Source organism: Legionella sp. PC997 (assembly GCF_014109825.1).
GTDB lineage: Bacteria > Pseudomonadota > Gammaproteobacteria > Legionellales > Legionellaceae > Legionella.
This window is the reverse complement of the sequence record NZ_CP059576.1, coordinates 3,093,651-3,114,665: the sequence shown is the minus strand read 5'-3', so window position 1 is coordinate 3,114,665 and position 21,015 is coordinate 3,093,651. Positions and strand designations below refer to the sequence as shown.

Here is a 21,015-nt window from a genome sequence, read left to right as displayed (position 1 = left end):
GGATAACGCTTCGCTCATCTAGGCTGTTAGGTGGACATCCATAATTATTCGCGAAACCCGACCCCTCTTTTTAATAAAAACATGTTCAGAAAGGTGAGTAACACCAACATGAGGCAAATAATTCCCATTGCTAAAGAGATATCCACCTCGCTTTGGCCAATCATTGCTTGTCGCAATGCATTAACCATATACAAAATAGGATTTAGTAGAGATACCTTCTGCCAAAATTCTGGCAGCATATTGATACTATAAAATACACCACCTAAATAGGTGAGCGGTGTGAGTATAAATGTTGGAACAATCATAATATCATCAAAATTTCGCGCCACCATCGCATTGGTGAAACCGGCTAATGAAAATACAGCAGCTACCAGCAATACTACAAGTAAGGTCATTGGTAAGTGACTTAATTCAATGGTTAAGAAAAAACTTGCAATGATGTAAACCAATATTGCGACAATTAATCCTCTAAATACTCCACCCAAGACATAGCCGAGGAGCAAGAGGCTGTTACGCATCGGACTCACAAGCATTTCTTCGATACTTTTTTGAAAGCGAACGCTGTAAAGAGAGGAAGATACATTCCCGTAAGAGTTAACAATAACGGACATCATGATCAATCCAGGAGCAATAAACATCGGATAACTGACTCCTTGGATGGAGCCGATACGGGGGCCGATTAAGCTACCAAAAATAAGAAAGTATAGCGTAGTTGTAATCACAGGGGGTAAAAATACTTGGCTTGCTATACGAAACATACGAACCAACTCGCGCCTCACCAAAGTATATAATGCAACAACTTGTTGTTTAATGGCCATTTTTTATAAGATCCAAAAAGAGTTCTTCCAAGCGATTGGTTTTATTTCGCATACTATGAATTTTTATTCCATTTTTGGTAAACAGAGCAAATGCATCGTTTAAATTCAAATTATTGTCCACCCGAAGTTCTATCGTAGTACTATCAACCAATGTGGGCTTAAAGGGAAATAAATCGGGTAGAGTATCGATACGACTTTCTGTATTGAAAATAAAAGTTTGATGGCGCAAGGTTTGAAGTAAAGCTTTCATCGAGGTATTTTTTATAATTTCCCCTTCATTTATGATGGCAATATTTTTACATAATTGCTCTGCTTCTTCTAGATAGTGGGTGGTGAGAATAATCGTTGTGCCTTCTGCATTAGTTCGGGTGAGAAACTCCCACATACTATGTCTAATTTCTATGTCTACTCCTGCGGTAGGCTCATCGAGAATGAGTACTTTGGGCTGATGTACTAAAGCCCTGGCAATCATGAGTCGACGTTTCATTCCTCCAGATAAATGTCGTGTTATGGAGTTTCTTTTTTCCCAAAGACCTAATTGTTGCAAAAGAGTTTCAACTCGAGGTTGCGCATTCTTCCGTGAAATCCCGTAGTATCCTGCTTGATTTAGAAGAATTTGTTCGCAATTTTCAAAAATATTTAGATTGATTTCTTGGGGGACAAGACCCAAACAGGATTTGGCTTTCGCAGGCTCTTTTTCCAAATCATAACCATGGATACTGATACTACCTGAGGTTTTATTGAGTAAAGATGTAATTAGACCAATGGTTGTCGACTTTCCAGCACCGTTGGCACCTAGTAAAGCAAAAAAATCACCCTTATTTATGGTTAAATCAATGCCTTTTAATGCTTGTACCCCATTAGCATAGGTTTTGAATAATTGTTTAATGTCTAAGGCATGCATAGAAGATCAAATGAGAATGAAAATATCATTATACACAATAATCTTGTTTCACGAACAAGGTTAGATTCTAATTATCTATCTAATCGCTTTCTTCATAACTTTTTTTGGAAATTGGAGAATGCACCTTTGTTAATATAAAGTGGGCAGGTGTTTTCATCCAGCCAGTAATGCTGTATCGAGGTTGATGAGTAACACATACTTCATGGGGCAATTCACTGTTGAAACATATGAAGCGATTCTCTAATGGCAACACATTCTGAATTAATTGATCCTCTGTATTGTACAATTTTAACTCACCTCCAAAATCAGGGGTCCAGTGCGGATTTAAATAATATACGCATGATATTTTGCGGGTTTTTTGGGCAGCGAATTGATCCACATGTTTTTTATAATAAGTACCGGGTTGATATGCAGCGAAGTGCGTTTCAAATTCATGTATCCCTAAAAACAAGGACTGGTTTAATATTTGAGCCAATTGTTTCATTCGTTTTAAAAAGAATTGGATTGCTGGATCGGTTTCATTCTCTTCCAGCCACAAAATTTCATCAGTACGAACGGACTCATTTTTATGTGATCCAAGTTTCAGACCAATTTTGGCACCACGAAATAATCCCTGTTCGTATAATTTTTGGGCGGTTGTGCGTAATGATTGGCATTGCGTTTGCTCAAGAAAGTCATCAATAATACAAAATCCTTGCTTACAAAGGTCATTGATCAGATGTTCGGTATCAATCAAAGTATACGCCCCTCAAGGTGATATTCATATTCGCGCCATTGTGGCATAAATTTACTCATTAACCCATAAAATCGTTGATTATGACTAGGTTCTAACAGATGAACTAACTCATGAACAAGAACATATTCAAGACAAATCGGTGGTTTTTTAATAAGATTAAGATTTAACCAAATACGTGCTGCTCTGGTATTGCAGGAACCCCAACGTGTTTTCATTTTTCGGATCCCCCACTCAGCTACTTTAACTCCAACAATAGCTTCCCAACGATGAATGAGCTCAGGCAATAATTTTTGCATTTGCTGCTTATACCACCCCTCAACCAGGTTTTGTATTTGAGCTGGAGTGCTGTTGGGTTGGGTAAAACAGTAGATCAACTCATTTTGGATTTTAATTTGTGAAGGACCATAATGTTCTTCGATGATTAATAAATATTTGTTTCCTCTAAATACTATTGTTGATCCTGTTTCAAAAGTACATGCTTCCACAACAGCACGGTTACGAATTCGCTCTCTTTGTTTATGAATCCATGCACTTTTAGATTCAAGACTTTGTCTTATAAGTTGTTCACTGAATCGAAGAGGAACACTTACTTTAACTAAGCCGTCAGGAGGGTAAATGCGTAGATTCATATTTTTAATTTTTTTTCTTGATATTTCTATTGGAATACCATCGAGTTCAATGATCATCTAAATAATATACGTATAGCCTGGAGTGCCGCGCAGTGGAAACCCGGGAAAGTTAGCTTCAGGAAAACCTGGATTTTGCTGCGCGCGCCCAGGCTATCATTCCTAAATGAAGGAGTTAATCTGAGCTATTTTACTATCTCTGTGCTCCGATACAAGGGCTGTCTATGTATTCGCCATTAATATCCAAAACCATATTAACATTCGCACGTTGGTAGCGGGCTAGAATATCGTATTCCTGTTTGGTGAGGTAACCATAGGAGTTACCACAGTAGACGAGGGAGGTCGCTCCTGGCCTGGCTTTAACTTTCACCGGCAAGTCACATTCCCAACGAAACTGGGTTAAATCGCAATTTGCGTAAACTAAATTAAAGGGTAAAAAAAATACAGCAATAGCTACATACCATTTCCTTTTCATAGTGTGCACCATTTGCATGTTTATATTTTTTAAGTATAGGATAAGATTCTAAAAAAGCAGTCAAGGATCGTCATGCTCTCATCCAGTTCGGAATATATTAAAGCCCTGCGCGAAGGAAAATATTTACTATTTTTAGATTGGACCGATTTTATTTCTCAAAAATATAAACTTTTAGATGCGGATGACACAGTCAATTTTTTGATCTTTGAATGGTTGCATAATGGTTATCTAGAAGGAGACGCTCAAAAGTTAGCTCTCTTACAAGCAGTATATGAATTGGAAGCTAAGCCATTGCGAGGAAAATTAGACTATTCACTTAAATCAATTACTTCTGCTTTATTTATATGTATGGTTTTTCAGAACCTTAAATGGGAGAAAATTGAACTCCCCAAAAAAGAAACTCCACGAGACGAAATAAAAGAGTTTATTGAAAAAAATCTTAACCAGTTGAATTCATTTATGTATGAAGAATTATTAGAAGGGATGCAGACTCGCTTTTATAAGTGGGTAGAAGATATTGACGAAAAAGAGTCAGCCGATGCATTTCAAAAAATTCACGCGATTACGCAACCAAGATATCTCCTTGAAGATTATATTTTGCATTTACAACGTATAAAAATAAAAGATGATGAACTTTATGCTACGCGATTGAGTTTGGCAAAACGTTTTCTCGGCTATTTATATGAACAAACAGAACTAACACCTGAAGTATCTAAAGTTATTACTACCTACGTTAACTCACTTCGTGAATTGCATCCTGGAAAAGGAGAAATAGAGCAGTTAGACAGAATCTCTCCTCCTTCCACCCTGGAACATACTTGGAGAAAAATAACCACGATAGGGATTAGCTTTTTTAATATCGTCTCAGGTGATAAGTCGCTTAGTGAAGTAATTTCCGGGGAAGCTATAATCTTTAACTCGATTGATTCGCCTGATTCCAATTTAAAAATGTAGCATCTCATCGGATAAAAAATTCTTATGAAACTTGAGTTGACTTTACGTAAATCTTTGATCACAAAAAATACAAAACCTGCTAAATGAAGTTCGGTTTGTGCTTCAATAAAGTATGATCTTTTGTTGCCCATATAATATTTTTGTTGGATTTATTGTTCTTATAATGTACAATCGCACCCCATCAGGGGGCATTAATCATCCTCTAAAAATATTAACTAATTTACAGGTGTCGATATGTATAGATTCACTCGAGAAGATAAAGTAGATATGGAGAATAAAGCTCAATTATTGGGATATTTAAACAATGTTGGAGCCGATGTTAAGCAAGTTATTATCACCATTGGATCCGGACCTACTCCAAGTGATTCCTATGCCCAAAATATCGTCTTTGATTCAGAGAGCAAACACTTAATTATAAATATTGATATATGTTATCCAGGTGATTTTCCTTGCGGACTTCTTAAAGTGGCTGTTGATCCAACAAAATTCAATTTTAAGAACGAAATGGACAAAGTATTAGAAAATAAAAATGCCGTCATTTTGTACAATGGCGATCTTTATTATGCAGCACCTAAGGATTTTCATATTTGTAAACTTAATCCACAGAATTCTAATCAAGATGACTTTAATTTGTTGAAATCAAAGTGTACTGATACATATCATATGGCAGATGAAGAGGAATTAGAATTAATAGTCCGTGTAACAGGTCGTCGTCAACATGTGAAGGCAGCTAGTGTTAATACTGACGATAAAAAATATTTAAGGATGAGTTTTGATAGTTCAGTGGCTGCGATAATTAAAGAACCAATTACTGATTTGCTCCAAAACGATGTTACCGTCGTCATATCCGATTTTCGATCACCATTTCTTGCAGAAGATGTTCGTGCTGTGGTACAGCCTCTCTTGGATTATTATAGAGGTCCTAATAGCAGAGAGGGCAATCTTATACTAACGCAGGGATATTTTGATTTTTATCCTTTGTTTTGGCCAACAAAAGAATATCTCTCCACAACAAATCCGAAGGATACTAAGGACTATTCAGATGCGATGCATTCACTTCGTTATAAAGCAGTGGGAAGTGAAGCATTGGGTAATTATTTTGGTAAGGTTGAGGATGCGGTATGTTCTATGACTGTATTATTACCTGGTCATGATTCAGGCATTCTCTTTTCTTATCCAGCTGTTGGAGAACTTCGCAAAGCGAAGGTAGCAGAAACACCAAAAGCCCAGGATGAATTAGCTCAACGGGTGGGGATGACTTTTTAAAAATGAGTAAAAAATAAAAGAACTTAAGCTCTTTTATGCATCTGCAGATGTTGATGTGGTGAAGCAAAATGAACCAAACTAGTTTAGCCCTCCATTTTCAATAGATGTACTGACCTAATACTGTTTGGCTCTGAAAAATGCTAGCATAGGCGCCTATGCTACAGATTTTTTAGGGTCATTTTAATTCTATCTGTATTCAAATATGACTTCCCCCAAGATTTTCAACTTTTGACTTAGAGACAGGCGTTTACAACCTGGCTTGCTGGAAATTCTGTTATATAAAGAATTCGCTTGTGAAAACCTCCACACTCTAAATTAGGTTTATCGAGATTTTAAGAGATGAGCATTAAAGAGCTTCACAGTGACTTATGGGCAATAAGTGAGGTATTGGTCAGCAAATAGCATGGATAAGAAAATATTGCTGCAGGTACTTTACTGCAGGTTATCCTGCTTTCAGTGTTTCGCGATTATTATCTCTATTTTTATTGGAAATGTATTAAAAGCACGCTTGAACTATTACCACTAGAAAAGCGAGCAAGTGGTTTTACTTTATTTTTAACCTAAGTCATTATTTACTTGGTGGCAAAGCACTACTTATTATCTTGCTTTTGAGTTAAGTTTTCACAAATTTTGCACTGGTTTTTTTGGGGAGCTTAGGTCATTATCTGTTAATTTTGACTTAATATTAATCATGTATCATATGGCAATTGTTAATCAACTCCATAAAGAGAACCATCATGCAAGAGAAATATGAAGATCCGTTACCCGAAATACCCGCAGAGATTGTAGAGCATATAATGACATTTTTAGGCCCAAGGGATTTAGCAAATTTAGAGTTAGTCTGTAAAGATTGGCAGAACCTTGCTTCGAGTGATGTTGTTTGGAGGACAGCCGTAGGCCAAACAAAAGAAGAATTTTCAAATCCCGACTTATACACAATTTTAACACTCCCCAATATTTCTGGATTTAGTTATAGGCTGGTAATGAAGGGTTTTGCGCTGGTTGAAGAAGAGCTGCAACGGTTTTTTCAAAATACAGATTACGTTAAACTAATATCATTTCCTGAAGGTGTTGGAAATGAAACAATTTCTTCAAATACCCATCCTGGCGGTTGGGAGTATAAATACAAGAATAGGGTTTTTAAAAGTGAGGAAGACCTCAATAGTGTTTTTGCACAGGCACGTAAGGAAAGTCACGAATATACGTGTTATTCCCGGACTGAGTTTTTTGCCCGTTATAAAGAAATAAATAATGAAATACATTTATATGCATTAAAGCACATTACTGGGCATGAGAAATGGACAGTATTTCAGAAACCGTTTATTTTTAATCGAAGCCTTGTAAATAATTTTCCTTCCGTGAAGCCTGCATCGACTAATACCGAAAATAAAACAGCTAAACCTGCGCAAAAAACAGCGGATAGTCAATTACACAGCACTCCTGTTTCGAATGCAACAAGCAATCATGTGAATCAACAAGAAATGGAAGAAAAATCCCAACCGACCGCCACGGAATATCAGCCACACTTCTTTCAACCAACGCCAACACCTGCTCCTACACGTACGAAAGTAGTCAACCGTGCACCAGTTTGTTTGCCAAACAATAGCGGCTCATGCACAATCTCTTAATGTGAATTTCTTTCTGCCTACTTCTTTGAGATCCATCTCGGATGTAGGCTTCGTTAATCCCGCAACCAAGTCTTGAGAAGGGTTATGTGATGCTCAATCTATTGAGTTATATTATTCCCTGTGTCTTTCCAGTTTTGGCCAACAAATTTTGCGTTTTCGATTTATTCGATCGTGATGGATTTTTTTTCTCTTCCTGCTCTACGGTTAATGTATGATAAATGCTACTAAGTAAGTGATTTGATACAACTGCGGCACAATAGGCTCAGATTATTTTTTCCAAATTTATATTCTTGTTTATAATGATTAAATCCTGGAGAATATTCCTAATATTACTGTCATTGCAGGGATTACCATGTCAGGACCTCATCAACGATATCTTGAAGCAGCGATAGAAGAAGCGCGTCAGAGTCTCGCTCAGGGAGGAATACCCATTGGTGCCGTGCTTGTTCACCAAGACGAGATCATTGGGCGCGGACATAATCAACGGGTTCAAAAGGGAAGCAGCATATTACATGCTGAAATGGATGCATTAGAGAATGCGGGGAGACAGCAAGCTAAAGTTTATGAGCAATCCATTTTATACACCACTCTTTCGCCTTGCCCCATGTGTAGCGGAGCTATACTTCTTTATAAAGTTCCTCATGTTGTGATTGGAGAGAATCAAACCTTTATGGGGGAAGAATCATTATTAACATCACATGGTATAAAACTTGAGGTTTTACAAAATAAAGAATGTATTACCATGATGCGAGACTTCATTGCTCAAAATAGAACGCTATGGAATGAAGACATAGGTGAGTAATTTGCCTCCTGTGGCCTTTATTTTTAAAAATCGACACACAGATCGGTCGTTTTAAGTCGAGCCGCAACAACATTTTTCAATTCAATAGTATATCAGCAATAACGATCATTAAAATTGGTTGTTTTTTGTTTATTAGGTGTTGTTTGTGAACATTATGGTCTGTTGTGGTATAATTCGTTTTTTTCCAAGCATCAGTCCAATCAGTAAAATCAGCAATAGTGTAACCCCATCGTTTTTAGAGTCTGATGAATAATTTAGGAACTATACAATGACAAAAATGAGTTTGAGCTTTTTAATTGTTTTTGCAATGAGCCTATCTTCCTTTTCTTTTGGTCAAAATACAGGCAATTATATTGTTTCCGGTTGGCCAAACTACCTAGCTATGGGAACTATAACGAATGGTGCTCCGCAAGAGCCGACAAATATTCGTGTTGATGCTGTATTTACATACAATGGTTCAGGTGGCGACGGTGATCCTGGAAAAGTAGAAACTCCCTATAAAATTTGGAACATGATTAACATGGCTAATAATATAAAAGCCAAGACTGGTCATGCGGTTAATCCTGTTTTAGTTGAATACGGTTGGCAACTAAGTGGTGGTTGGAATCCGGATAGCATTACTAACTTAGATGATTTAACAAAGCATTTTTTTAATCTCATGTTTTTGTCTAAAACATTAGAATCTAATGCTTATAGCAATACTGGAACGTATGGCACTATTTTATTAAACCCAGATATGCTGGGTTACTTAGGAAATACAAATCGTGTCGAAGCAGTTAAATCTTTATACATCCCCGTAGCCCAGGCTGTTTCCAACGCTTATTGTATGATGAGTAAAAAAGTTAACTTCACTCCTACTCAAACACCTCTTTGCACTTATGGATGGGATAATAAACCGATCCTAATTAATGGCAACCCAAATGATTTACTTCTTTGGCTTAAAACTAAAACGGATAACTATACTGCCGGACAAGCGTTTGCCACATGCGTTAACGAATATGTGATGCCTCTTTGTACCTCAGCAACCCAAAGCCCTGACCTACCTGATTTCTCTGATAATTTTAATGGTTGGTTACAGGCTCAAAACTGGATGGCGAAGCATTTTGGACCTCATGTCGCGCTGGGAGTACATGAAAATATTTCAGCAGTTCCAGAAGGGGGGTGGTGGATTCATCGGGGGCCAACTGCTGTTAAACCTTATGTGGATAGGGTTCTGGCTGACTTGAAAAGCTTTGAGTTATTCACCAGTCCCTACAAACCTGATTTTATTTATTTTGATCGATATGGTGCCGATGATTACAGCAGTAAATACCCAAATTTACTCATGAATCAGGCAACGTTTTATAATGATGCTGCCTGGCAAAATTTCCTAACGATGACGAAACAGATTAGCGAAGGTTTAGGAAAGCAAGCAGGAAAAAGCTACATACCGGCAATGTTATGGCAAATACCTGCTGCCCATATCCCAACTCAGGATGAGCCTCTTCTTGAGGCTCATGAAGAAGGCTCAGCTCCTGTATATTTTTTTGGCGATTCAAGGTTGCAACCCGATTTAAGCAATAGTGCTTCTTGGATTAATCAAGATATTGCTAATTTACCTAAAGGGTATAGTTTATGTGCTGGAAAAAATGCTACTCGTTGTTTGGTATTAAACCATTTTAATTGGGCTCATAATAATAATGTGCAATTGAAAAAGGCAGTTGAAGCACATGTTTTTGCAATTTTGTGGGGAGCTGGTGCTTTTGCAACGGGGGTTTGGGAGGTACCGGGAACGACATTTCCCGATAATGGTTGGATGACAAAAAAACTGTCGATTTATTATAAAAACCCGCAATCCTTTCCAGTGAATTAATTTCCTGAGGCAAATTTAGTTAAGATTCAGTAATTTTTTGTACTTTTTGCTTGCTCTCAAATGCTAACGAATGAATATTTGCTACAATTATATACATTATGGAAAATATATGAGCTAAGTTAGGGTGCAAAGTTTATGCTGTAGCTCTGAGATTGTATTTTCAGTGACGTAAACCGTGTTCATTTAGATATGAATTATTCTGCTGTTTATAGAAAATATCAAATCTCATACCTATTTCATATTCCTTATAGATAACGAATTTTCGTTTCCAGAGGTAAAAATGAAATTCAAATCGTTAATATTCTCCATACATGGATGGTTTGATACGAGTCTTAAAGAGAATCATTTACAGCAAGGTACGATACATTGGGCGCGTGTTTTCATCTTTATACTTCTTCATTTGTGCTGCTTAGCAGTGTTTTGGGTTGGGTGGAGCATTACAGCCGTAATAACTGCTATGTTCCTTTATTTTTTTAGAATGTTTGCAATAACTGGGTTTTACCATCGTTATTTTTCACATAAGACCTTTAAAACAAATCGGTTTTGGCAATTTATATTTGCTGTAATAGGTGCGGCAGCGGTACAACGAGGACCGCTTTGGTGGGCAAGTCATCATCGTCATCATCATCGCTATACAGAGAAATCACAAGATCCACATTCTCCAGTACAACATGGTCTGTTGTGGAGTCATGTGGGATGGATTTTTTATTCAGACAACTTTAAAACAGACTACAAAGCGATACAGGATTTTGCAAAATATCCTGAATTACGCTGGTTGAATCGTTATGATAATGTGGTCCCTATCTGTTTATTATTCATACTTTATTTTATAGGTAGCTTTTTAGCCCATTATTATCCTCAGCTTCAAACTAATGGCCCACAGTTAGTTATTTGGGGGATTATTTCAACAATTATCCTCTTCCATGCTACTTTTTCTATCAATTCACTTTGCCATGTATGGGGTACGAAAACGTTTGAGACAGGAGATGAAAGTCGGAATAATTTTCTGCTGGCTTTAATTACTTTGGGCGAAGGTTGGCATAACAATCATCACTATTACCCACGATCATCACGCCAAGGATTTCGCTGGTGGCAAATAGATATCACTTATTATTTATTATGTTTTTTAGAGAAGGTAAAAATAATTCATCATCTTAACAAAGTTCCACCGGAGTTAAAGACAGGTACTGAAGTAATGAAAGCTTTAGGCGAAAAAAATGTAAATATAAAGGCATAAGTATAACTCAGATTTGTTTCATGTAGGGGTTGAGAGGTTGTAATGAAGATTTCAAATCCAAGGATAATATCCAAAGATGTTTTATTAGTATCGTCATTCCTAATTGTTTATTTGCTTTTTTGTCTTATTTTCAATAATCAGTTACTTATTTATGGGATTTGGGACCTGGGTTGGGAAGGAAAATTGATATTTTGCTTTATTGTTTATCATATAACCATTGTTGTCTTTAGTATTTATTTACATCGATGCGAAACACATCGGTCGGTTGAACTCGTACTGCCAATAAGGTATTTTTGCCGATTTTGGCTCTGGCTTGCTACCGGGCTAAATCGAGCTGAATGGGTCTCCATTCATCGCTTACATCATCAAAAAGCAGATTTACCACTTGATCCACATAGTCCAATATATAAGGGGACATTTAATCTATTCTTGGGTGGATTTGAAATTTGTGCCCAATGCAATCCTTCATCACTGATAGAAAAATATGGAACCATCTCCGATAACGATGCTCTGGAGCAATTTCTTTTTACTAAATTTCAATCTCTAGGATTGGTACTTTTTTTATCATTATATATCGTGCTCTTTGGTTTGTGGGGAATGGTAATGTGGGATATAAATATTTTTGCAATTACTACGGTATTATTTGGGGCATTTGCCGCCCTTACTCATAAATGTGGGTATCGAAACTTTGATACTAAGGATAATTCGCGAAATTTAATGCATATAGGGATTTTGTTAAATGGAGAGGAATTACACAATAATCACCATCACAATCCTTCCTCTGCCAAGCTTTCTTATCTAAATACGGAATTTGATCTGGGGTGGTTTTATATTTCAATTTTAATGAAATTAAATTTGGCGAAATTGCGTACTTCTCCAACTGTAAGAAGAAAAAGAGGTGAATACGAGTTCCAATTAAAAAAACGCTAGATATTTATCCTTTACTCCACCATCCTCCACCTAATGATTGAAAAAGCGCTGCTGTGTCATTATAACGAGCCGTTTCAGCCTGAATTACTTTAAGATGAATTTTTAGATAAGCCTCTTTTGCTCTTAATACCGACAAATAGTTCACTTTACCGAGTTGGTATTGCATTCTCACTATTTTAAAATGTTCATGGGTATTAATTTCTGAAGTTGCCCGTTCACGCAACAGTTCGGCGTCGAACTCCAGAGCATGTAATACATCTGCAACCTGTTGAAATGCATCTAGTACTACTTTTTTGTACCTTGCAAGTTCATAATCATATACTGCAATTGCGATTTTTCGTTTTGCACGTAGCGACCCACCTTTAAGAAGGGTTTGCGCTATTTGGCCGCCGTAGTTCCATACATTATTTGCAGGATTGAATAAAGTACTAAGTGCAGTTGAGTACCACGCATAAGTAGCTCCTAGATTTAATTTGGGGAAGAGATTCGCAGTAGCCACACCAATTTCAGCACTTGCTTTATGCAATAACGACTCAGAGGATTTTATATCCGGTCTTTGTTTGACTAAAAGTGAGGGAAGAGTCACTGGCAGCTCTATGGGTAACTGGATATTTTGCAGCGTAAGGTCAAAAAGTTCTGTTTCACTCGGTAATGAGCCTGTTAACACTGCAAGAGCATTATGTTTTTTTGCCAAATCATTTTTGAGGACAGGAAGTTGCGCTTGGGTTTCTTTAAGTCGATTTTTGCTATTGAGTAAGTCTACTCGGGAAGTATGTCCAAGAAGGTAGTTATCATTTTCAAGTTTCACCAGTTTTTTTTGACATTCAATAAGTTCTTTTGTGGTTTTAACTTGTTCTTGCAAGGATGCAATTGTGATGCCTGTGGTAACTATATTTGCGGTTAATGTTAAATAAGTAGCCTCCAATTCGAAGCGTTCATAATCTATTGCTGCTTTTAAAGCTTCTAGCTGACGCTGATTACCGCCAAATAAGTCTAGATTATACCTCACACTAACTGAGGCATTGTACAGATCAAAAGTATTTACTGAGGAAAATGGGAGCGTTGTTCCTGGGGTCGGAGTAAGATTGATGCCCGTGGCGAGTAGACTATTTCTTTCACGACTTCCTAAAAATTGGGTATCCACAGTAGGAAATAAGTTAGGTCCTGCTTCAGCAAGCAAATTGGCTTGAGCTTTGCGCAAATTGGCTTTGCTCATTGCTATGGATGGATTATTTTTTAATCCTTGTTCAATAAAAGAATTTAGTTCTTTTGAATGAAATAGTTCCCACCATGATTTGGATATATTTTTTCTAAAGATAAATTGTTGCGGTCGACCGGCCCTGCTAGGGGCGCCGACAGTTTTTGTTTTCACAGACCCATTGTTATAGTGTGGCGTTTGGGGGGCATCTGGTGAATGAAAATTGGGTCCCACCTTACAACTCGTAAGTATTATTGTGCATAAAAATAAATAAATTTTTTGCATTTCATCTTCTTATATAACGAATTAACTTCATCATGGCGAATACTTCGCTTTTAACGATTATAAATCAAGTTGATGCTAACTGGCTGGCCCGGATGTAAATCATTCAATGCTTCTTTAACGGGTTTTGCCTCGACTCGATAAACGAATTTGGTTCTTGAACTTTCACTAAATATGTAAGGGGGGGTATATTCAGTTTTTGAAGAAATATAGCTTACAGTCGCAAGGTATGTATCACTACATCCATCACAACTAATGCTGACTTCATTTTTTAATTTTAATTGTGATAATAAAGGCTCGGGAATATAAAAAATAACCTTTAGATTTTCAGGTGTAACAATAGATAATACTGGACGACCTGATAATACTAACTCACCGACAGTAAAATAGGTATCGTAAACGTACCCTGAAATAGAGGAGAATTTCTTTTTGTTTGATTCACTCCATTTCGCTTGGGTTAGTTCTGCCCTCGACGACTCGACCAATGCCTGTTGGGAAATTAATAATGCTTGAGCATTAAGGTAATTGTTTTTTACTTCTTCGAGTTGTTCAAGACTGACCCCGCCTGATTTTAGTAATTTTTTATATCGAATCAATAACTTATTTTGAAAGTCAAGATCTGCTTGTTTTACTTTGATTTGTGCCAAGGCTTGGGTAAGATTTGCTTGCGCTTTCTCGAGTTGGGATTGCTGTGGCTGTCCATCCAGTGTGAACAACAGCTCTCCTTTTTTTATTGCAGTACCTTTTCGAGCATCCAGGCTGATAAGATTTCCTGAAAAATTGCTTGATATATAGGTATAATCAGCATCAACATATCCTTGCAACGAATTGTTCTTCTCCTTACAACCCAAAAGCTGGGCGCAAATCATAAGAAAAAACAACCATCTTGGAATGAATTCTTGCATATTATTTTGATCTTAAACGAATTTATCGATTCAATGGGCAGGAATAAAAAAACTTACCACCAAATAGTAACTTCTGACAATATGTATCCGAAGAAATAAACATATAGCCTTACCAGTAATTCACCAGTCACGCAGTTGGGGTTACTTAAGTTGTTCCTTGCATTCTGTTGATGAGCATTTCTATTGTTCTAAACAAGCTTTTAAATCTTCACGATCATAGCTTGTTACTCAGGATAATATTAAGATACGATACACTATAATTGATTAAGATTTATATCAAGAAAATAAGGTGTGTTGACAATCGTCGTACATTTTTTCTGCGATTTGTTTCGCGGCCTTCGATTTGATTAATAACTCAACATTTAAAGCTTAACCTCCCTTAAAATTCGGTGACCAAATCACAGAACACCCGGGGTAAAGATGATTGCCAAATATATAGATCTTATCTTTTATGGATGTTTTTGAAAATTTCAGAAATCTGTTTGAGAAAAATGAGTATTTTTAGTTCTCATTCAAGGACGATAAATGATTAAAAATGAATTTCTTCGTATCTGGTCGGTTGCTAAGAAAGAAATTATTCAAATTAGACGAGATATTTTGATTTTCTCATGGCTAATTATCATTCCAGTTGTTCAAATATTATTGTTTGGTGCCATCATTAACACCAATCCCCGCCATCTTCCAACCGTGGTCATTACTTCTGAGAATACCTCGTTCACCCGCGCTTTATTGCAGGGCCTAAAAAATACAAATTATTTTTCAATTCAAACAATAACCGAAGATGAAAAAAAAGCAGAGCGACTGTTACTTAGTGGCTCCGTTCTTTTCGTTATCAACATACCGCCTCATTTTACCCGTGATTTGATTCGGGGAAGACATCCGCATGTATTAATCGAAGCTGACGCATCCGACCCTGTAGCCGTTGCAAATGCGTTCCGAGCGGCCTCTGAATTACCGTCGAAAGTATTTGAACATGAACTACAAGGCTCTCTGAGTTATTTAGCTTCTAAGGATGCCCCATTTATTTTCGATATCCAATCTAAATATAACCCAGAAAATATATCCCAGTACAATACCATACCCGGATTAATTGCATTATTAATCTTTTCAACGTTGACCGTTTTAACTGCTGTATCTATAAACTCAGAATTTGAGCGAGGAACCTTCGAAACATTATTAATAACCCCCTTAACACCAGCACATATTATTTTTGGGAAAGTTTTACCCTATTTTATTTTAGGGTATTTTCTTTTTTTTATATTGTTAATAATCGCGTATTTCATTTTCTCTATTCCTTTCCATGGTAGCTTTTTTTTATTTCTATTACTTTTAGCGCCTTATTCTATTTCCAGTTTGGGCACAGGTCTCGCTATTTCAGCGGTTACGCGGACACAATTTGCAGCTATAGGCTTAACAAACGCGTATGGTCTCGTCGCAATTATGGTTTCTGGCTTTTTATTTCCATTTACGGGAGTACCTCCCTGGGCGCAAACAATAAGCCAAATTATTCCATTGACCCATTTTTTAAGGATCACCCGAAATAGCATGTTGAAAGGGGCAGGGTTTGATATTTTATGGCCTGATACATGGCCTATAATTGTGTTTTCAGTAATTATTATTTTTTTTGGAATCGTACTTTTTAGAAGAACGTTAGATTAATAAGTTTGGTGCCAATCTTGAGAGAACAGATAAATTTATGAAAAAAAACTTTGAGCAGTATGAGGATCTCATTCTACAACATCCTCTTTTCTGTCTTCTCAATCGAGAAGATGCGCATCAGCTCATTGGATATGCAAAATCTGAATTTGCTGCAGCAGAGCAAATACTTGTGATTGAAGGTGAACCTATTGATTGTATTTTTCTGATTGTTTCAGGAAGCGCTGAGGTTGTCAGAGCGGTCCATTCATTGGGAACCATGCAAACTATGCGTATTGCTGAGTTAAGTAAAGGGGATATCATCGGTTTATCCTCAGAAGGATTTGTTTCACATACCGGACTTCTCACGGCAACGGTAAAATCACTAACCTCTATGCATTTACTTAAAATTAGTCTTCCTGATTTTCTGAGTTTTTTGAAACAACCCCATATAAAATATCCTAATTTGAAAAAGTTAAGTGAAGAATTTCTTTTAATTCAGTTTATAAGAGCTCACCATCTCTTTAGCAATTTCTCACATGAGAAGGTACAGACGATGGTGAAAACTGCAAAAAATATTAAGGTTCCTGGAGGTTCCTACTTGTATCAAGTAGGGGATGTCGCGAATGCATGCTATTACCTACTTAAAGGAGAGGTAGTTCTCCTTAGTTTTAAAAACAGTAGCTCTACTGAAATTAGTCTAAACCAAATGTTTGGAGATTCTGAATTTATGACGGATATGAAAAGAAAAGAGTCGGCATTTGCAAAAATTGATAGCGAATTATTGGTTATAGAAGCTGAGCTTGTTAAAAGGTTCATAACCATTCCTCGCCCATCTTTTTTACAAAGAATTCTTTTAAAAATTTCGGGAAAGAAGTAGGAACCCCTTCTGAAGCGTCAAGGAAACGTAACAGTTTCATAATTGAGTATGGGTGGAGTTATTTAATAGGTATTTTTATGGATAAAAGCAATTATATTATCGATGTAAGCAATTTGACAAAAAAATTCAATAAATATCAGGCGGTAAAAAATCTAAATCTTAAAGTGGAGTATGGTGATATATATGGATTCTTGGGACCAAATGGAGCCGGAAAAACTACTTCCTTAAGAATGTTGTGTGGCCTTATTACTCCTGATTCTGGTTCTGGTGAGTGTGTAGGGTTTGATATTGTAACAGAATCCCGTCAGATTAAAGCTCTTGTTGGCTATATGTCGCAAAACTTTGGTCTCTATAAGGATCTAACTGTTTACGAAAATATGATGTTTTTCTCTGAAGTTTATGGTGTTGTTGATAGAAAAAATCAAATCGAAAAATACTTGCATAAATTTGATTTGGAACAATACAAAAATCAGATCGCAGGTACCTTATCTGGTGGCTGGAAACAACGATTATCACTAGCCGTTTCCTTATTACATGATCCTTTATTGTTATTATTGGATGAACCAACCGCCAATATTGATCCTAAGGCGAGACGAGAGTTTTGGGAGTTAATGCATCAATTATCACAGGAAGGAATTACTATTTTATTAAGTTCACACAATTTAGATGAAGTGGATAAATGTAATAAAATTGCATACATGTGTTATGGTCAAACCCTTATGTCAGGAACGATTGGAGAAATTTTAAATTCTGTAAATTTGACTACTTGGGAAATAAAAGGAAGAAATATTGCAATGTTATCCCATCAATTAGAAGCTATTGAGGGAGTCGATCAAGTTTTAAGATTCCATAATACCCTCCATGTGAGTAGTAAAAATAAGGAGGAGTTGTTTAAAGTAATAAAGCCTTATATTGAAAATGAATTTTTTAATGGAAGAATAATTGAGTCATCATTGGAAGATGTATTTGTTTGGCTTTCTACATTCGGTGAGCAGAGATCATAGATGATAAAAATAGAATTTTATCGTGTCCTATCAGTTGCTAAAAAAGAGTTTATACAAATCAAACGAAATATTTCTACTTTTTTGTTTTTATTTTTAGTTCCTATCATGCAAATACTGTTATTCGGTTTTATGATTAATACCAATCCCAAATATTTGCCAACTACAGTTGTATCCTCTGAGAGTACTACCTTTACGCGATCATTATTAGAAGGTTTTAAACATACAGGATATTTTTCCTTAAATCATTTTGCTCATAATGAAAAAGAAGCAGAGAATTTTTTACAAAGTGGAAAGGGGCTTTTTGTTATCAATATTCCTCCCAATTTTTCAAAGAGTCTAATAAGAGGAGAAAAACCTCATGTCCTCATTGAAGCGGACGCTTCTGACCCAGTAGCAATCTCCAATGCATTTCGAGCAGCAGTTGCTCTTCCAGCACAATTGTTTGAACGTGATTTGTCTGGTTCTTTAAACTATCTTTCTTCCCAGCAAACACCTTTTAAATTTGATATACACCCTAAATTTAATCCTGAAGGTTTTTCACAATATAATATTGTCCCTGGTTTAATTTCGGTACTAATGTTCACAACACTTACGCTTCTTACTGCCATGTCAATCACTGCTGAATATGAGGTAGGGACTTTCGAAACACTGTTAATTACACCACTAAGCGCAGCAAATATAATTTTAGGTAAAGTTATCCCCCATTTCATAGTGGGTTATCTTATCTTATTTATGCTCCTGATCATTTCAGTTTTTGTCTTCTCGGTACCTTTTCACGGAAGCTTCTTACTTTATCTTTTGATTATGGCACCTTACTCGATTGGAAGTTTAGCAATGGGATTAGCGATTTCTGCCTTCGCCAAGACTCAATTCCAAGCTGTAGCCTCAACTAATGCTTATATTTTGGTTGCAGTTATGATTTCTGGATTTTTGTTCCCATTTAGTGGGATGCCACTTTGGGCGCAAAACATCGGCCAAGTGATTCCGCTAACACATTTTTTAAGAATTACACGTAATATTATGTTGAAAGGCGCCGATTTGAGCATTCTCTGGCCTGATATTTGGCCCATTTTATTGTTTATGTTTCTGATTGTTATTTCAGCAATTTTGCTTTTTAGAAAAACTTTGGATTAAATCTATTTATGTGATTAAGATTTTTTTCTTAACATGAAGAAAATAAGAATAATCCCCGCTGTACGGGGATTATATGTTCAGGGAATTAAGTATTAATCCGCTTTCTTACCAGGTAACTTTTCTTTGATGCGCGCTGCGCGACCAGCTAAATTACGTAAATAGTAAAGTTTGGCGCGACGAACATCACCACGTCTTTTTACAGTAATACTATCAACAATCGGACTGTAAGTTTGGAATACACGCTCAACACCAACACCGTGTGAAATCTTACGAACAGTGAATGCAGAGTTTAAACCACGATTACGTTTTGCAATAACAATACCTTCAAATGCCTGTAAACGCTCACGGGTACCTTCAATTACTTTCACCTGAACCAAAACAGTATCACCAGGATTGAAATCTGGGATTTCCTTGCCTTGCATTTGCTCAGCATTCAGTTGGTCAATAATATTAGTCATGGACTACTCCTCAAATTGGTTCATCCTTTAGGAATCACCGTGTTCATACTTAAACTCAGCAAGCAATTGCTTGTCTGTTTCACTTAACTGTATTTTTTCAAGTAAATCTGGGCGTTTAAGCCAGGTTTTACCTAGAGATTGCTTTCGCCGCCACAGTTCTATATCTCTATGGTGACCACCTAATAAAACAGGCGGCACCTCTAATCCTTCAATGGTTGCTGGTCGTGTATAATGCGGGCAATCCAGTAAACCATTCATAAATGAATCTTGTTCTGCGGAACCAAGATGCCCTAGGCTCCCCGGTATTAAACGAATAATAGCATCGATAAACACCGTAGCGGCGAGCTCACCACCACTTAAAACAAAATCTCCAAGAGACCATTCTTCATCTACATAATTTTGAAGAATACGCTCATCAATTCCTTCATATCGCCCAGCAATAAAGAGCAGTGGTTGTTTGTCATTTGCCACTTGATTCAAGTCATTTTGTCGAATAACCTTGCCCTGAGGACTCAGGTAAATCGTTTTACAATGACTCGGCATTTGACTACGTGCCTGCATAATGGCCCCTTTCAAGGGCTCATACATCATTACCATTCCCGGGCCACCCCCATAAGGCTTGTCATCAACTTGCCTGTAGGGCCTGGAAGACCAATCTCTTGGGTTCCAGCAATCAATTTTAACTAAGCCTTGCTCAATGGCTCTTCCTGTAATACCGTAATTTAAGGCATTAAGTATTTCAGGTATTAAGCTAATTACACCGAAATGAAGCACCGCTTAAAAATCCATATCCCAATCAACAGTGATTATCTGCTGGGTGGAATCCACATCTAATACAAATTTTCCAGGCAAGTAAGGTATTAACAGTCTTTTAGTACCTTCTACGACCAGCACGTCATTTGCACCTGTAGGGATTATTTCAATGACCTTCCCAAAAGATTCTCCTTGTTGGTTGATCACATTCATACCTATAAGTTGATGCCAGTAATATTCACCAGGTTCCAGTTTTGCCAATTGTTCCTGTTGCACTGCAATTTCTATATTAGTGAGCTGAGCTACAACTTCGCGCTCAGGATAACCTTCAACTTGGACTATGATGGATTTATTTTGTACTTCGGCATGCAACAATTTGATTGGTTGCCATTTATTATTAATAAACGCATGCCAATTTGCATACTTTAGAACATTATCACGAGGTTCTGTAAAGGAGTGAACCGTAACAAAACCTTTAACACCATGAGGCCGCCCAAAACGGGCAATTATTATCCAGCTTTCCTGATTATTCACTTTA

At 36.8% G+C, this 21,015-nt stretch carries 21 protein-coding genes; 11 read left to right on the top strand and 10 right to left on the bottom strand.

Annotated elements, in window-relative coordinates; all coding sequences use genetic code 11:
• Positions 1-44: 44 nt before the first annotated feature.
• The 5 genes from HBNCFIEN_RS13575 to HBNCFIEN_RS13555 all read right to left on the bottom strand — a co-directional run bounded on the left by HBNCFIEN_RS13575 (position 45) and on the right by HBNCFIEN_RS13555 (position 3,559).
• The gene (locus HBNCFIEN_RS13575) at positions 45-818 is read right to left on the bottom strand and encodes an ABC transporter permease (RefSeq protein ID WP_182391605.1); all 774 of its coding nucleotides are present in this window, start codon (positions 816-818) and stop codon (positions 45-47) included.
• The gene (locus HBNCFIEN_RS13570; RefSeq protein ID WP_182391604.1) at positions 808-1,722 is read right to left on the bottom strand and encodes an ABC transporter ATP-binding protein; all 915 of its coding nucleotides are present in this window, start codon (positions 1,720-1,722) and stop codon (positions 808-810) included. The genes HBNCFIEN_RS13575 and HBNCFIEN_RS13570 overlap by 11 nt, the downstream gene beginning before the upstream one ends.
• A gap of 79 nt (positions 1,723-1,801) precedes the next feature.
• On the bottom strand, positions 1,802-2,458 hold the full coding sequence (locus HBNCFIEN_RS13565) for a 2OG-Fe(II) oxygenase (RefSeq protein ID WP_182391603.1): 657 nt from the start codon (positions 2,456-2,458) through the stop codon (positions 1,802-1,804).
• Positions 2,455-3,144: a M48 family metallopeptidase gene (locus HBNCFIEN_RS13560; protein WP_182391602.1), complete on the bottom strand. Its 690-nt coding sequence runs from the start codon at positions 3,142-3,144 to the stop codon at positions 2,455-2,457. The genes HBNCFIEN_RS13565 and HBNCFIEN_RS13560 overlap by 4 nt, the downstream gene beginning before the upstream one ends.
• A 133-nt stretch (positions 3,145-3,277) precedes the next feature.
• Positions 3,278-3,559 (bottom strand): hypothetical protein, encoded by a 282-nt coding sequence (locus HBNCFIEN_RS13555; RefSeq protein WP_182391601.1) that lies wholly within the window; start codon positions 3,557-3,559, stop codon positions 3,278-3,280.
• A 72-nt stretch (positions 3,560-3,631) separates the two neighbouring features.
• On the opposite strand from HBNCFIEN_RS13555, the gene HBNCFIEN_RS13550 reads away from it, so the two are divergent.
• From HBNCFIEN_RS13550 to HBNCFIEN_RS13520, 7 genes are all read left to right on the top strand, one after another.
• Complete coding sequence (locus HBNCFIEN_RS13550) at positions 3,632-4,513, top strand: helical bundle domain-containing protein (protein ID WP_182391600.1); 882 nt, start codon at positions 3,632-3,634, stop codon at positions 4,511-4,513.
• A 234-nt stretch (positions 4,514-4,747) separates the two neighbouring features.
• A complete protein-coding gene (locus tag HBNCFIEN_RS13545; protein ID WP_182391599.1) occupies positions 4,748-5,779 on the top strand; it encodes a hypothetical protein in 1,032 nt (343 codons plus the stop codon).
• Between the two features lie 737 nt (positions 5,780-6,516).
• A complete protein-coding gene (locus HBNCFIEN_RS13540) occupies positions 6,517-7,407 on the top strand; it encodes an F-box protein (RefSeq protein ID WP_182391598.1) in 891 nt (296 codons plus the stop codon).
• 352 nt (positions 7,408-7,759) lie between these two features.
• The gene (locus tag HBNCFIEN_RS13535) at positions 7,760-8,209 is read left to right on the top strand and encodes a nucleoside deaminase (protein ID WP_182391597.1); all 450 of its coding nucleotides are present in this window, start codon (positions 7,760-7,762) and stop codon (positions 8,207-8,209) included.
• A 268-nt stretch (positions 8,210-8,477) separates the two neighbouring features.
• Positions 8,478-10,061, top strand: coding sequence for a hypothetical protein (locus tag HBNCFIEN_RS13530; RefSeq protein ID WP_182391596.1), 1,584 nt, complete (start codon positions 8,478-8,480; stop codon positions 10,059-10,061).
• Positions 10,062-10,341: 280 nt separating this feature from the next.
• Positions 10,342-11,298, top strand: a complete 957-nt coding sequence (locus tag HBNCFIEN_RS13525) for a fatty acid desaturase (protein ID WP_182391595.1) — start codon at positions 10,342-10,344, stop codon at positions 11,296-11,298.
• A 42-nt stretch (positions 11,299-11,340) separates the two neighbouring features.
• Positions 11,341-12,228, top strand: a complete 888-nt coding sequence (locus HBNCFIEN_RS13520) for an acyl-CoA desaturase (protein WP_182391594.1) — start codon at positions 11,341-11,343, stop codon at positions 12,226-12,228.
• Between the two features lie 4 nt (positions 12,229-12,232).
• Here the strand turns inward: HBNCFIEN_RS13520 and HBNCFIEN_RS13515 are convergent, their stop codons facing one another.
• Together HBNCFIEN_RS13515 and HBNCFIEN_RS13510 are read right to left on the bottom strand one after the other, a co-directional pair.
• Complete coding sequence (locus tag HBNCFIEN_RS13515; RefSeq protein ID WP_182391593.1) at positions 12,233-13,711, bottom strand: efflux transporter outer membrane subunit; 1,479 nt, start codon at positions 13,709-13,711, stop codon at positions 12,233-12,235.
• 50 nt (positions 13,712-13,761) lie between these two features.
• Positions 13,762-14,613, bottom strand: coding sequence for an HlyD family secretion protein (locus HBNCFIEN_RS13510; RefSeq protein ID WP_182391592.1), 852 nt, complete (start codon positions 14,611-14,613; stop codon positions 13,762-13,764).
• Positions 14,614-15,138: 525 nt separating this feature from the next.
• On the opposite strand from HBNCFIEN_RS13510, the gene HBNCFIEN_RS13505 reads away from it, so the two are divergent.
• From HBNCFIEN_RS13505 to HBNCFIEN_RS13490, 4 genes are all read left to right on the top strand, one after another.
• Positions 15,139-16,272, top strand: a complete 1,134-nt coding sequence (locus HBNCFIEN_RS13505; RefSeq protein WP_182391591.1) for an ABC transporter permease — start codon at positions 15,139-15,141, stop codon at positions 16,270-16,272.
• A 37-nt stretch (positions 16,273-16,309) separates the two neighbouring features.
• Positions 16,310-17,128 (top strand): cyclic nucleotide-binding domain-containing protein, encoded by an 819-nt coding sequence (locus tag HBNCFIEN_RS13500; RefSeq protein ID WP_182391590.1) that lies wholly within the window; start codon positions 16,310-16,312, stop codon positions 17,126-17,128.
• 77 nt (positions 17,129-17,205) lie between these two features.
• On the top strand, positions 17,206-18,132 hold the full coding sequence (locus tag HBNCFIEN_RS13495) for an ABC transporter ATP-binding protein (RefSeq protein WP_182391589.1): 927 nt from the start codon (positions 17,206-17,208) through the stop codon (positions 18,130-18,132).
• A complete protein-coding gene (locus HBNCFIEN_RS13490; protein ID WP_182391588.1) occupies positions 18,133-19,266 on the top strand; it encodes an ABC transporter permease in 1,134 nt (377 codons plus the stop codon).
• Positions 19,267-19,358: 92 nt separating this feature from the next.
• Here HBNCFIEN_RS13490 and rplS read toward each other — a convergent pair whose 3' ends face one another.
• The 3 genes from rplS to rimM are packed head-to-tail and all read right to left on the bottom strand — an operon-like array spanning position 19,359 to position 21,011.
• The gene (gene rplS, locus HBNCFIEN_RS13485; protein WP_182391587.1) at positions 19,359-19,724 is read right to left on the bottom strand and encodes a 50S ribosomal protein L19; all 366 of its coding nucleotides are present in this window, start codon (positions 19,722-19,724) and stop codon (positions 19,359-19,361) included.
• Positions 19,725-19,751: 27 nt separating this feature from the next.
• Positions 19,752-20,498 carry a tRNA (guanosine(37)-N1)-methyltransferase TrmD gene (gene trmD, locus HBNCFIEN_RS13480; RefSeq protein ID WP_182391586.1) on the bottom strand — a complete coding sequence of 249 codons (747 nt, stop codon included), beginning with the start codon at positions 20,496-20,498 and terminating at the stop codon, positions 19,752-19,754.
• A 3-nt stretch (positions 20,499-20,501) separates the two neighbouring features.
• The gene (gene rimM / locus HBNCFIEN_RS13475) at positions 20,502-21,011 is read right to left on the bottom strand and encodes a ribosome maturation factor RimM (RefSeq protein WP_182391585.1); all 510 of its coding nucleotides are present in this window, start codon (positions 21,009-21,011) and stop codon (positions 20,502-20,504) included.
• Between the last annotated feature and the right edge of the window lie 4 nt (positions 21,012-21,015).

Bases quoted from the DNA above. Each gene is read 5' to 3' on its own strand.
- HBNCFIEN_RS13575 (WP_182391605.1), bottom strand. From the start codon at position 818: ATGGCCATTAAACAACAAGTTGTTGCATTATATACTTTGGTGAGGCGC.
- HBNCFIEN_RS13570 (WP_182391604.1), bottom strand. From the start codon at position 1,722: ATGCATGCCTTAGACATTAAACAATTATTCAAAACCTATGCTAATGGG.
- HBNCFIEN_RS13560 (WP_182391602.1), bottom strand. From the start codon at position 3,144: ATGATCATTGAACTCGATGGTATTCCAATAGAAATATCAAGAAAAAAA.
- HBNCFIEN_RS13555 (WP_182391601.1), bottom strand. From the start codon at position 3,559: ATGAAAAGGAAATGGTATGTAGCTATTGCTGTATTTTTTTTACCCTTT.
- HBNCFIEN_RS13550 (WP_182391600.1), top strand. From the start codon at position 3,632: ATGCTCTCATCCAGTTCGGAATATATTAAAGCCCTGCGCGAAGGAAAA.
- HBNCFIEN_RS13545 (WP_182391599.1), top strand. From the start codon at position 4,748: ATGTATAGATTCACTCGAGAAGATAAAGTAGATATGGAGAATAAAGCT.
- HBNCFIEN_RS13540 (WP_182391598.1), top strand. From the start codon at position 6,517: ATGCAAGAGAAATATGAAGATCCGTTACCCGAAATACCCGCAGAGATT.
- HBNCFIEN_RS13535 (WP_182391597.1), top strand. From the start codon at position 7,760: ATGTCAGGACCTCATCAACGATATCTTGAAGCAGCGATAGAAGAAGCG.
- HBNCFIEN_RS13530 (WP_182391596.1), top strand. From the start codon at position 8,478: ATGACAAAAATGAGTTTGAGCTTTTTAATTGTTTTTGCAATGAGCCTA.
- HBNCFIEN_RS13525 (WP_182391595.1), top strand. From the start codon at position 10,342: ATGAAATTCAAATCGTTAATATTCTCCATACATGGATGGTTTGATACG.
- HBNCFIEN_RS13520 (WP_182391594.1), top strand. From the start codon at position 11,341: ATGAAGATTTCAAATCCAAGGATAATATCCAAAGATGTTTTATTAGTA.
- HBNCFIEN_RS13515 (WP_182391593.1), bottom strand. From the start codon at position 13,711: ATGCAAAAAATTTATTTATTTTTATGCACAATAATACTTACGAGTTGT.
- HBNCFIEN_RS13510 (WP_182391592.1), bottom strand. From the start codon at position 14,613: ATGCAAGAATTCATTCCAAGATGGTTGTTTTTTCTTATGATTTGCGCC.
- HBNCFIEN_RS13505 (WP_182391591.1), top strand. From the start codon at position 15,139: ATGATTAAAAATGAATTTCTTCGTATCTGGTCGGTTGCTAAGAAAGAA.
- HBNCFIEN_RS13500 (WP_182391590.1), top strand. From the start codon at position 16,310: ATGAAAAAAAACTTTGAGCAGTATGAGGATCTCATTCTACAACATCCT.
- HBNCFIEN_RS13495 (WP_182391589.1), top strand. From the start codon at position 17,206: ATGGATAAAAGCAATTATATTATCGATGTAAGCAATTTGACAAAAAAA.
- HBNCFIEN_RS13490 (WP_182391588.1), top strand. From the start codon at position 18,133: ATGATAAAAATAGAATTTTATCGTGTCCTATCAGTTGCTAAAAAAGAG.
- rplS (WP_182391587.1), bottom strand. From the start codon at position 19,724: ATGACTAATATTATTGACCAACTGAATGCTGAGCAAATGCAAGGCAAG.